Source organism: Mycobacterium sp. NGS40 (assembly GCF_059812735.1).
The window spans coordinates 1-12,203 of record NZ_JCALDG010000033.1; the positions used below are offsets into that span (position 1 = coordinate 1).

General features: G+C 65.1%; 10 protein-coding genes. 4 read left to right on the forward strand and 6 right to left on the reverse strand.

Going from position 1 to position 12,203, the window contains the following annotated elements; all coding sequences use genetic code 11:
- The coding region (mbp1, locus tag AC5Y5O_RS28745; RefSeq protein WP_500028389.1) for a microaggregate-binding protein 1 at nt 1-212 on the reverse strand (212 nt) is incomplete at its 3' end.
- Nucleotides 213-655: 443 nt separating this feature from the next.
- Between mbp1 and AC5Y5O_RS28750 the strand changes: the two genes are divergently transcribed.
- Complete coding sequence (locus tag AC5Y5O_RS28750; RefSeq protein ID WP_500028390.1) at nt 656-2,449, forward strand: thiamine pyrophosphate-requiring protein; 1,794 nt, start codon at nt 656-658, stop codon at nt 2,447-2,449.
- Nucleotides 2,450-2,459: 10 nt separating this feature from the next.
- Nucleotides 2,460-2,882 carry an anti-sigma factor antagonist gene (locus AC5Y5O_RS28755; RefSeq protein WP_500028392.1) on the forward strand — a complete coding sequence of 141 codons (423 nt, stop codon included), beginning with the start codon at nt 2,460-2,462 and terminating at the stop codon, nt 2,880-2,882.
- Between the two features lie 181 nt (nt 2,883-3,063).
- On the opposite strand, the gene AC5Y5O_RS28760 is transcribed toward AC5Y5O_RS28755, so the two are convergent.
- Nucleotides 3,064-3,624 (reverse strand): hemerythrin domain-containing protein, encoded by a 561-nt coding sequence (locus tag AC5Y5O_RS28760; protein ID WP_500028394.1) that lies wholly within the window; start codon nt 3,622-3,624, stop codon nt 3,064-3,066.
- 200 nt (nt 3,625-3,824) lie between these two features.
- Here AC5Y5O_RS28760 and AC5Y5O_RS28765 point away from each other — a divergent pair, with 200 nt between their 5' ends.
- Together AC5Y5O_RS28765 and AC5Y5O_RS28770 are read left to right on the forward strand one after the other, a co-directional pair.
- A complete protein-coding gene (locus tag AC5Y5O_RS28765; RefSeq protein WP_500028450.1) occupies nt 3,825-4,895 on the forward strand; it encodes a sensor domain-containing protein in 1,071 nt (356 codons plus the stop codon).
- Between the two features lie 37 nt (nt 4,896-4,932).
- Nucleotides 4,933-5,904 carry an aldo/keto reductase gene (locus AC5Y5O_RS28770; protein ID WP_500028396.1) on the forward strand — a complete coding sequence of 324 codons (972 nt, stop codon included), beginning with the start codon at nt 4,933-4,935 and terminating at the stop codon, nt 5,902-5,904.
- Between the two features lies 1 nt (nt 5,905).
- Here the strand turns inward: AC5Y5O_RS28770 and AC5Y5O_RS28775 are convergent, their stop codons facing one another.
- The 4 genes from AC5Y5O_RS28775 to AC5Y5O_RS28790 form a co-directional block, all read right to left on the reverse strand.
- A complete protein-coding gene (locus AC5Y5O_RS28775; protein ID WP_500028452.1) occupies nt 5,906-6,673 on the reverse strand; it encodes an SDR family oxidoreductase in 768 nt (255 codons plus the stop codon).
- Nucleotides 6,674-6,885: 212 nt separating this feature from the next.
- Complete coding sequence (locus AC5Y5O_RS28780) at nt 6,886-8,637, reverse strand: sensor domain-containing diguanylate cyclase (RefSeq protein WP_243393793.1); 1,752 nt, start codon at nt 8,635-8,637, stop codon at nt 6,886-6,888.
- A 132-nt stretch (nt 8,638-8,769) separates the two neighbouring features.
- Nucleotides 8,770-10,923: a glycogen debranching protein GlgX gene (gene glgX, locus AC5Y5O_RS28785; RefSeq protein WP_096285479.1), complete on the reverse strand. Its 2,154-nt coding sequence runs from the start codon at nt 10,921-10,923 to the stop codon at nt 8,770-8,772.
- Nucleotides 10,924-11,013: 90 nt separating this feature from the next.
- Nucleotides 11,014-12,195: a zinc-dependent alcohol dehydrogenase gene (locus AC5Y5O_RS28790; RefSeq protein WP_096285477.1), complete on the reverse strand. Its 1,182-nt coding sequence runs from the start codon at nt 12,193-12,195 to the stop codon at nt 11,014-11,016.
- Nucleotides 12,196-12,203 lie beyond the last annotated feature (8 nt).

Below are 12,203 nucleotides of genomic sequence, written 5' to 3' on the forward strand. Positions count from 1 at the left end.
TCGGCGGCCTTGGCGCCGCCACGTGCGGCATCGGCTTCGGCTTCCTTCTTTGCCGCGTCGCGCTGAGCATCGGCCTTGTCCTGCTGGGCCTTGCCCTCTTCTACGACGTCGTCGCGACCCACCAGGGTCCCGCCGACCTCTTTGGCCTTGCCCTTGATGCCCTCGACGGCTCCCTTGATGCCTTCTTCTGGACCACTGTTCTGATCGCCCATAGCTCGATCCTCCCTGGTGTTGGTGAGCTTGCGCTCGCTTCATCGCGAACCGATTGACCAACTCGTCTGGACTGGCGCAAGCGGCGTGACCACACAAGCCATCTGCCATTTCGATCAATTCGTCCGCACGTTACGACTTCCCACCACGTCGCCCGCCAAACGGCCGCCGCGCAATCCGATCAGTCTCGCCTGGTCAACGGGCCGATGGGAGCCGGCCCAATTCGTCAGTTTGGACAGATGCTTCCCGGGTACCGCCGCGGGTGGCGGCCGCCAAGGATGTGAGCCGACCGGATAGCTAGCCCTCCTCGGAGGAATACCTTCGACCATCCCGGGTATCACGCAACGGGTGGTATGCGATTTCGACGCTCACTCGCCATTGCGGTACCGGCCTAAGGCGTCCAGACGACTCAATGTCGAGCCGCAGTGGCTGAGGAGGAAATCTAATGTCCAAGATGCAAGTTGGTGACTACCTGCTCGAGCGGCTGCGCGCGTGGGATGTGGAACATGTCTTCGGATATCCGGGGGACGGGATCAACGGAATCCTCGCCGCATGGGGGCGTGCCGAAAACCAGCCGAAGTTCATTCAGGCGCGCCACGAGGAGATGAGCGCCTTCGAGGCGGTCGGCTACGCGAAGTTCACCGGACGGGTCGGAGTGTGTATCGGTACATCGGGGCCCGGCGCGATCCATCTTCTCAATGGCCTCTATGACGCGAAGCTCGACCACGTACCGGTAGTGGCCATCGTCGGACAGACCAACCGCAGCGCCATGGGCGGCTCCTACCAGCAAGAGGTCGACCTACTCAGCCTGTTCAAAGATGTCGCCAGCGATTACGTCCAAATGATCACCGTGCCAGAACAATTGCCCAATGTGCTCGATCGCGCCATCCGGATCGCCATGACCGAACGCGCCCCGACCGCGGTGATCATCCCGGCCGACGTACAGGAGCTGCCGTACTCGGCACCCACCCACGCCTTCAAAATGGTGCCGTCGAGCTTGGGTATCGAGTGGCCGGCGACCTCCCCCGACGATGCCGCGATCGCGCGGGCGGCCGCAATCCTCAACGAGGGCAACAGAGTTGCCATGCTGGTCGGCACCGGCGCGCGTGGGGCACGTGACGAGCTGACCGAAGTCGCCGACCTGTTGGGGGCCGGCGCGGCCAAAGCTTTGTTGGGCAAGGACGTGCTTCCTGACGAATTGCCCTGGGTAACTGGGTCTATCGGCTTGCTTGGCACGCGGCCGAGCTACGAGCTGATGCGCGACTGCGACACCCTACTGACCGTGGGGTCCAGCTTCCCTTACAGCCAGTTCCTGCCGGAATTCGGTCAATGCCGCGCCGTGCAGATCGACGTCGACGGCAAGTTGATCGGAATGCGTTACCCCTATGAGGTCAATGTGGTCGCCGACGCCAAGGTCGCCCTGCAGGCGCTGATCCCACGCTTGATCCGTAAAGAGGACAGGTCGTGGCGGGCGAACATCGAGAAGAACGTGGCGCGATGGTGGGAAACCATGCACAAAGAGGCAATGGTCAGCGCCGATCCGATCAACCCCTTGCGACTGTTCGCCGAACTCTCCCCGCAGCTGCCCGACGACGCCATAGTGACCGCGGACTCCGGATCGGCCGCCAACTGGTACGCGCGAAATCTCAAGTTCCACGGCAATATTCGTGGGTCACTGTCGGGCACCCTCGCCACCATGGGCCCAGCCGTTCCGTACGCGATCGGTGCGAAATTCGCTCATCCTCAGCGACCTGTGATCGCGTTCGCCGGAGACGGTGCGATGCAGATGAACGGCATGGCCGAACTGATCACGATCAAGCGTTACTGGCAGGAGTGGGATGATCCTCGCCTGATCGTGGCGATCCTGCACAATAACGATCTCAACCAGGTGACGTGGGAAATGCGGGCCATGGGCGGAGCGCCGAAATTCGTGGAATCCCAGGCACTTCCCGATGTCGACTATGCCGCGTTCGCCGCCGGCTTGGGTCTGCGCGCAGTGGCCGTCAAGGACCCCGAGGAGCTCGCCGACGCTTGGCGTGACGCATTGGCCGCTGACCGTCCCACTGTGCTCGACGTCCACACCGACCCAGACATGCCGCCGATACCGCCGCATGCGACGTGGGAACAGTTCAAGGCGACCGCCGCCGCGGTGCTGGCCGGCGACGAAAACAGGCGGGGATTCATCACGGAGGGCCTGATAACCAAGGCCCAGGAATTCCTGCCGCACAAGAACAGCTAAACCGCCGGCCATGAATGCAGAGATCGCCGGACCGTTCACCACCCCGTTGGTACTGAGCACCCAGCTGAGGTCCGAACTCGGCGACACGCGCAGCAGACTGCGGGCGGTGGCCCAACGCAGTCGTTCCGCGGTGATCATCCACGCGGGCGGCGAGGTCGACGCGTTCAACGAGGAAACGTGGCGGCGACTGATCGGAGAGACCGCCAACGCGGCGCCCTCGCCCGGCTCGTTCGTCATAGACCTCAACGGGTTGGGGTTCATGAGCTGCTGCGCATTCCGTGCGCTGGCTGATGAGGCGCGACGATGCAACGATCGCCGCATCGCTTTGCGCCTCGTCAGCGGGGAGCCGCGGTTGAAACGCTTCGTCGACGTGTGCGGGTTCGACGGCCTGCTTCCGATCCATCCGACGGCGAGTGCCGCGTTAGCTTACTGACGGCATACCTGCTGCTTCCCGGGCGCTGCGCAGGTCATAGACGAATGCGGTAGGCCTCCGCAAACGTTCGAAGCGCACGGCCTGGTGGATCAGCTCGTCGGGAGTCGATCCTTCGCATGACAGGAAGTAGCCCAGGGACGTCATGCCCCTGGGCGTACCCTGCCTACTGAGCCGAAACGGGTCAGCCCTTACCGATGATGGCGTCGCGAGCCCGATCCAGCATGGCCGCGAACGGGCCGGCGACCAGATTGGCCACTTGCGACTCGACCCCCGCGTGCGGCCGGGTGGGCGCGATCGCCTCGGCAAGCTTGGCGGCGCGGCCCATGGTTTCAAGCTCGTGACTGCTCAATTCCTGGCCCAGCCGGGCGAACTCGTCCTTCTCCTCGTGTTCGGCATGCTCGAGTACGGCGTCGCGCAGCCCAGTCAGCAGCTGGGTGAATTCCTCACTGTCGACATCGAGCTTCTCCAACTGCTGCAGGACGATCTTGGCTTCGTGCTCTTCCTCCAGCCGCTGCCCCACCACCGCTTCGCCATTGGCAATCTTTCGCTTGGCGCGCGGATGAACGATTTCTTCCTCGACGGTTTCATGCACAGCGAGCAGTCGCCGCAGCTCGACGAAATTCTGCTCACGTGTCTCGCCCTTCGCCGCAAGCGTTTTGGCGAAGAGAGACTTGATCTGCTCGTGCTGACTGGAAAGAAAGTCGACCACGTCAGTGGGCGTCATGATGGCACTGTCAGCCATAGCGATATCCTCCCGAATTAGTCCGGTTGTCACGCGCGGGCTGTTTCGCGCGCTCCAGTCGGCTACCCACCGACCCAATCACCAAACGTGCTGACCGGTCAGGCCAGGTTGCCAACGCTTTCACGCGCAGTTTCAATAAGCGCACCGGTTGGTGTGGCGCCGCAGCTGACGACAGAACTACCGATGGCCTAGGTCCCGGTATTACAGTCTGGGCAGGATCCCAGACCAAGGAGGCCGCGACGAACCCTCAGGATCCGTTCGGACACAATCCCTTTAGCCCGGAGTCCCTCACCTACGATCCGCTGGGCCGCGTTCCGTACGGCCCGCCGCCGGTCGGACCGCCGATCTTCTCGCCGCCACCTTCGCCGCCGCAGCGCCCGCCCGTCAACACCTTCGCGACGTTATCGCTGGTGTTCGCATTTGTGTTCGCCCCCCTCGGAGCGCTTCTCGGGCATCTCGGCCTCGCGCAGATCCGCCGCACCGGTGAGCTCGGACGTGACCGGGCACTCTTTGGGTTGTCCCTGTCATATGCGTTCATCACGCTGACCGTCGTCGCGTTGATCGGGTGGGTCACGTTGTCCACGCTGTCCGGCTCGCGCCCCCAACAAACCGCGGCGCCGGCAATCCCGGCCACCCCCGGCACCACCGCCGAGCCACCGCCGGCACCCAAGGTGGCGCCGGATGACGTCATCAGGCTGCTGCCCAAGCTGGATGCCCTGAAAAGCCTGACCAACGACCAGAACCTGGAGGCCGGCCAAACCTGGGATCGGCCGAGTAAAAGCGATACAGATGCGACGATCGATCGTCCGCAGTGCTGGGGCGCCGTGATGCCCGGCGCCCCGGAGGCCTACGACCTCAAGGCCATGCTGCGATATCGCGCGGAGGCGTTCGCCGATACGCAAACCCTGTTGAAGTCGATCCAGGTGATCCAGGCGGTCATGGCGTTTCGCGATTCGCCGACCGCGCAAACACAGGGCACGAAGCTGGTCGACGGCTGGCGCGATTGCGGCGGAGCACCGGTGACGCTGACCGCCCGCGGCGGCCCGACGTACACGTTGTCGCTGAGCCCGCCCGCCGATGCCGGCAACGGCATCACCACGATGGATCTGGCACCCAAGGGCCTGAAGGTGCGATTCGTCCGGGCGGCGGCGGCCAAAGCCAACGTCGTGGTCGACCTGTATGTCGTCAGCCTCGGCACCACCGATGCCAGCGGCCCTCGCCAAACGGCCGTGAGCATCGTCAACTACGTCCTCAACAAGATCCCCGACTGACCATCACATGTGCTCGCCGGCCCAGTACGGTGAGCACATGAAGTATCTCGACGTCGACGGAGTAGGCCGGGTCAGCCGGATCGGGCTGGGTACCTGGCAATTCGGCTCGCGCGAGTGGGGTTACGGGGACGAGTACGCCGCCGGCGCCGCCCGCGACATCGTGCAGCGCTCGCTGGCGATGGGGGTGACGCTGTTCGATACCGCCGAGGTCTACGGCCTGGGCAAGAGCGAGCGGATTCTCGGCGAGGCGCTCGGCGACAAACGTGCCGAGGTCGCGGTGGCCAGCAAGATCATGCCGGTCGCACCCTTCCCGGCTGTGATCAAGCAGCGCGAGCGGGCCAGCGCGCGGCGGCTGCAACTGGACCGCATCCCGCTTTACCAGATCCACCAGTCCAACCCTGTGGTCCCCGACTCGGTGATCATGCCCGGCATGCGCGACCTCATCGACAGCGGTGACATCGGCGCGGCCGGCGTCTCGAACTATTCGCTGGAGCGCTGGCAAAAAGCCGACGCCGCGCTGGGCCGCCCGGTCATCAGCAATCAAGTCCACTTCTCGCTCGCCTTCCCCAAGGCGCTCAAGAAGCTGGTGCCGTTCGCCGAACGAGAGAACCGCGTCGTGATCGCTTACAGCCCACTGGAACAAGGGCTGCTGGGCGGCAAGTACAGCGTCGACAATCGTCCCGGCGGCGTCCGTGCGATCAATTCGCTATTCGGTACCGAAAACCTGCGGCGCCTCGAGCCATTGCTGCAGTTGTTGCGCGACGTCGCGAAGGAAGTCGACGCCAAGCCGGCCCAGGTCGCGCTGGCCTGGCTGATCAGCTATCCGGGCGTGGTCGCCATTCCGGGCGCATCCAGCGTCGAACAGCTCGAGTTCAACGTGGCCGCGGGCGACATCGAGCTGCCCGTCGCGTCTCGCGACGCACTCACCGAGGCGGCCCTGGCGTTCCAGCCGGTGTCGCCGGTTCGCTTCGTCACCGACCTGGTGCGGGAAAAACTCACCGGTCGCTGAGCTAGGACTGATTGGCCTCGGCGAAAGCGGCGGGGCTCGACGGCGCGCCACGGGCGACGACCAGCGGCATCGACGTCGACGCATTGGTGCGAAGGATCGTGTGGACCACGTCGATCAGGTCCTCGACGGGCATCAACTTGCCCGGCATGCAGCCGCGCGAAACCCAGAGCGGGTAGGCCTGCATGGTCAGGTCCATATCCCAGCCGGCGTTCATCCCGGTCGCCGCCTCACCCTCGCCGCCGGCGCACTCCCCCACGATCAGGTTGGTGAAGCCGACGTCGGGGTGTTCGGATCGCCACGCCTCGACGAGTCGTTCCAGCGCCGCCTTGCTGACGCCGTAGGCGCCGAGCCCAGGCCACGGCGGACCGTACGGGCCCGCGTCGGAGGACAGGTACACCACCTTGCCCGCCGAATCGGTCAGGTGGGTCATCGCCGCCGCGGTCACCAGCGACGCCCCGACCACGTTGGTGTCGAAAATCCGGCGCCATGTCTCGGCGTCGGTGTCGACCATGCGGACCAGTGGGCTGATGGCCGGGGTGTACACGATGTTGTCGATGCCGCCGAAAGTGTCGGCTACCGCACCGATGGCCGACCGGCACGAGGCCTGGTCGGTGATGTCGCACTCGACGGCGATCGCCCCCGGCCCGGCCTCCTTCGCAGCGGTCTCGAGGCGCTCACGCCGGCGGGCCAGCAACGCGACCCGATCGCCGCGTTGGGCAAGCCCGATTCCGATACAGCGCCCCAGGCCACTCGACGCGCCGACCACCACTGTCCGTGACATATTTGCCCTCTCCTGTAACGAGCCCGCTGCAGGCACAGCGTATCCACCACGGGTGGAACACGTAACCGCCGGGTAGAATTCGAGCCTCAGGCTTGCGGTATCCGCAAGAGAGTCATCAGGGCGCGTCATGCTTCCGCGGCGGACAGGGCCTGCGGCACACGCCCATGAGGTCGAAGGCCACCTTGCGCGACCAATGCTGCTTAACTCTGCTGGACGGTGTTCCTGGCCCCCAGCTTGGCCTTGTACATGGCCCCGTCCGCACGGGAGGTGACCGCGTCGACGGACTCGCCGGGAAATGCAATCGTGGCGCCGATACTGAGGGTCGCGCGGAACGTCTTGCCGGACGCGTGGATGGGTTCGGCGGCACCACAACGAATTTTCTCGGCGATCCGGGTGAGCTCGTCGGCGCTGCGCACACCGGGCAGCAGGACGAGAATCTCGTCACCTCCCGTCCGGCCGACGGTGTCGCCCCGGCGGACGCTCTTCTGGATCCGTGTTGCCAAAGTGGCGAGCACGAGGTCGCCAACGCCGTGTCCCCAGGTGTCGTTTATTTCTTTGAAATGGTCGACGTCGCAGTAAAGAACCCCCACGCTGATTCCTTCGGGCTGTGTCTGCTCCAGTGCCGCGGCGAGTCGGCCCATGGCTTCGGCCCGGTTCGCCAGGCCGGTGAGCGGGTCGAACCGGGCCAGCCGTTCCAGCCGCTGCTCGGCCTCGACCTGCTCGTCGATGATGCGCATCGCGGCGATCAGACCGTCGGTGTTGCCCTCGGCGTCGACGTACGGTTTTCCGTGGCCTTCGACCCAGTGGTACACGCCGTCGGTGGAGTGCACGCGGAAGCGTTGCAGGACCGCTTCACCGGCCGCGACCCTGCTCAGCGCGGCACTGACGGCCTCGACGTCCTGAGGATGGATGTAGCGGTCCAGATCCGGGCCGGTCCAGGCTTGCGGCGGCAGGCCCAGCGCGGCCTCGACGGACGGCGAGACCCACGCAAGCTCGCTGCCGCGCAGGTGTACGACGATGTCCACCGCATTGTCCGCGAGGATGCGATAGCGCATCTCGGCCTCGGCGCGTTCCTTACTCTCCTGCTCCTTCTCTATCAGCAGTTTCTGCTCGCGCTGGATGAAGAAGAACGTAATCGCCCCGACGGTGGCGGTGCCCAGCAAAATCGAGAAGGTCCAGACCGTCTGCTCACCGAATCCGAGCCACAGAAAGATCGGCCGCGCCACCGCGACCACGACCGGAAAACCGCCGAGGATCGTCGCCAGCCGCAGCAGTGACGCCTTGTCGGGCCGGGCGAGCAGCCAAGCGAGCGGAAACCGGTCAGGGCGCGCCAGCACGATCGCGGCGACGAGCAGCAACAGCCCGAGCGCCGTCATCAGCGCCTGGCCGGTCGTCGGCGAGGTCCCCACCAGCGCCAGGGCGTCGAACAGGTAGGCCCCGACCGTGACGAACGGGATGGCCCCGCCGGCGGCGATGAACGCGGGCCAGACCACCGGAGCCCTGCCCTCCACCCGCATCAGCCCGGCCGCGGTCGCCAGGAGCACGGACGACGTCGCAGTCTGTACGCTTGGCCGGCCCGGCCAGGTCCATCCTGACGCGCGCACCGCGTCGCCGAACCACACCTCGTCCAGGCCGGCGGACCCGTGAGTCCCGTACTCGACCAGCGTGGTCAGGGCTAAAACCCCCACTACCAGGGCCAGGACACGGCCGGCAAACACCCGGCCCCGCGATGGGTCACCCGACTGCGCCCAAATCGCCGTTCCCAGCGCCACCAGCCAGACGCCGGTCCACGGCATCATCTGCGGCCAGTTCGGGTGGATGCGGGTCAACCGGTCGACACCGGCCGCCCAGCCGGCCCATGACAGAACCGCGATGACGAACACCATCGACAACGCGACTCGACGGCACCAGGCCACGTCGTTCAGGCATGCGTCGGGGTCTGATCTCTGCACGAGCTGCCCCTTCCCATGCGGCGGCGCAACCGCCATTTTGCACGGGAAGGCATACGCGTGTCTGGGGCTTAAGGTCACAGATCATCGGCCGAAAGTCACCGATAACGCGCCCTGGTCCGACGGCGGCCGCATTCAGCCGCCGTCGGACAACACCTGCAGCACTACCGCGCTGTGGGCATCCACGGTCAGCTTGCCGCCCCCGGGCACCTCGTCGGCAGGAGTGGTCTCCTCAGGTCCGGTGAACACCACCACCTGCCAAGAGGCGCCGAATTCCTTCGGCGGGAGGGTGAACTCGAGCGGCTCGTAGTGGGCGTTGAAACACAGCAGGAACGAGTCGTCGATCACCCGCTGACCGCGCGTATCGCGGTCGGGAATGCCGTGCCCGTTGAGAAACACCGCGACGGATTTCGCGAAGCTCGCACCCCAGTCCTCGTCGGTCATTTCGTCGCCGTCGGGGGCGAACCAGGCAATGTCGGGCAGCCCGTCCTGGCCGCGGCGGCCGACCGGCTTGCCCGAGAAGAATCGCCGCCGGCGGAACACCGGATGTTGGGCCCGCAGCGCCGAAACGGTGCGGGTGAACTCCAGCAGGCCGGTGTCGGCATTGTCCCAGTCGACCCAGGTGAGCTCGCTGTCTTGGCAGTAGCCGTTGTTGTTGCCGTTTTGCGTGCGGCCCAGCTCGTCGCCGTGGCAGATCATCGGGACGCCCTGCGACAGCAGCAGCGTGGTGAGGAAGTTGCGCTGCTGACGAGCGCGCAATTCGTTGACGGCGGCGTCGTCGGTCGGCCCTTCGGCACCGCAGTTCCACGAACGGTTATGGCTCTCGCCGTCGTTGTTGTCTTCGCCGTTGGCCTCGTTGTGCTTCTCGTTGTAGGAGACCAGGTCGCGCAGGGTGAACCCGTCGTGGGCGATGACGAAGTTGATCGACGCCACCGGCCGGCGCCCGGTGTGCTCGTAAAGGTCCGCCGATCCGGACAGCCGATAGGCGAACTCGTCGAGTGTGGCCGGCTCGCCGCGCCAGAAGTCGCGGACGGTGTCGCGGTATTTTCCGTTCCATTCCGTCCACTGCGGCGGGAAGCCACCCACCTGGTAGCCGCCGGGTCCGACGTCCCACGGTTCGGCGATCAGCTTGACCTGGCTGACGGTCGGATCCTGTTGCACGAGTTCGAAAAACGTCGCAAGTTTGTCCACGTCGTAGAACTCGCGGGCCAAGGTCGAGGCCAGGTCGAACCGGAAGCCGTCGACGTGCATCTCGGTCACCCAGTACCGCAGCGAGTCCATGATCAGTTGCAGTGAGTGCGGATGCCCGACGTTGAGGCTGTTTCCCGTGCCGGTGTAGTCCATGTAGTACTGCTTGTCGTCGTCGACCAGCCGGTAGTACGCCTGGTTGTCGATGCCGCGCATCGACAACGTCGGCCCCAGGTGGTTGCCCTCGGCCGTGTGGTTGTAGACGACGTCGAGGATCACCTCGATACCGGCCTCGTGCAGGGCGCGCACCATCGCCTTGAACTCCTGCACCTGACCACCCGGTGACACCGAGCTGGTGTATTTGAAATCGGGCGCAAAAAAGCCAATTGTGTTGTAGCCCCAGTAATTCGACAGTCCGCGGTCGACCAACGTGGAGTCGTTGGCGAAGTGGTGCACCGGCATCAGCTCGATAGCGGTGACACCCAGACCTTTGAGATGGTCGATGATCACCGGGTGCGCGATGGCGCCGTACGTTCCGCGGATCTGGTCGGGAATGTCCGGATGAGTCTGCGTCAGGCCCTTGACGTGTGCCTCGTAGATGACGGTGTCGGCGTATTCGTGAGACGGCGGACGGTCGTTGCCCCAGTCGAAGTACGGGTTGATCACCACGGACTTCGGCATGCTCGTCGCGGAGTCGTCGTCATTGCGGCTGTCAGGATCGCCGAAGTTGTAGCTGAACAGCGACTGGTTCCAGTCGAACGTTCCGTCGATGGCCTTCGCGTACGGGTCCAGCAGCAGCTTGTTGGGGTTGCAGCGCAAACCTTCGGTGGGCTCGTAAGGGCCATAGACGCGGTAGCCGTAGCGCTGACCGGGCTCGATGGCCGGGATGTAGCCGTGCCAGACGTAGTAGTCGACCTCGGGCAGCGTTACTCGCGTCTCCGTGCCGTCGGCGTCGAACAAGCACAACTCCACGCGCTCAGCCACTTCACTGAATAGCGCGAAATTGGTGCCGGCGCCGTCGTACGTGGCGCCCAGCGGGTACGCCTTGCCCGGCCACAATTCACCGGTGGGCGTGGGAACAGGCGCGTCGGCTCTAGTCATGGCGCACTTGATACCCGAGACATGCCGCGATCAAACAACTGTGCGAAACGCCATAGTGCACTTGTTATTTCGCGACTCGGGCAGTACAGCTCATGGCTTGAGCATAACCTTTACCGCTCCGTCCTGCTTTTTCTGGAAGATCTCGTAGCCGTGCGGGGCCTGGTCGAGCGGCAGGACGTGAGTGGCGAAGTCGTCGACGCCGAGCGGGTCGTCGTCGGTCAGCAGCGGCATGATGTCGTCGACCCACCTCTTCACGTTGGCCTGCCCCATGCGCAGGGTCAACTGCTTGTCGAAAAGCGTGAGCATCGGGAGCGGGTCGGCCATTCCGCCGTAGACGCCGATCAGCGAGATCGTCCCACCGCGGCGAACGATGTCGATGGCCGAATACAGCGCATTGAGCCGGTCCACACCGGCGGTCTGCATCAAGCGCTTGGCGATCGCATCCGGCAGCACGGTGGTCGCCTGTTGGGCGAACTTGGCCGTGGGTGAGCCGTGCGCCTCCATGCCCACCGCGTCGATCACCGAATCGGCTCCACGCCCGTCGGTCAGGTCGCGGATCGCGTCACCCAGCGAAACGTCGAGGTGCCCGATGTCGATGGTGTGAATGCCCCGCTTCGCGGCGCGAGCCAGGCGTTCGGCCACCAGGTCCACCGCGATAACGCGGTATCCGAGATGATCGGCGATGCGGGCGGCCATGTCACCGATCGGCCCCAGCCCGAGCACCGCCACCGTGCCACCGTCCGGGATGTTGGCGTAGTCGACCGCCTGCCATGCGGTCGGCAACACATCCGAGAGATATACGAACCGCGAATCCGGCGGCCCGACAGGCACTTTGATGTGGGTGAACTGGGCCTGCGGAACGCGCAGCAGCTCGGCCTGCCCGCCCGGTACTGAGCCGTAGAGCTCGGAGTAGCCGAAAAGCGCTGCGCCCATGCCCTGTTCGCGCACCTGGGTGGTTTCACACTGGGTGAAGAGTTCGTGGTGGCACATGTGACAGCTGCCGCAGGAGATCTGGAACGGGATCACCACCCGATCACCGACCTGCAGGTCGCCGGTTTCCGGACCAATCTCGCGGACGATCCCCATCGGCTCGTGGCCGAGGATGTCACCCGGGTTCATGAACGCCCCGAGAATTTCGTACAGGTGCAGATCCGACCCGCAGATGTTGGTCGAAGTCACCTCGATGATGGCGTCGGTGGACTGTTCGATTTTCGGGTCGGGCACCGACTCGACGCGCACGTCGCGCTTGCCCTGCCAGGTCACGGCTTTCATACACGGCG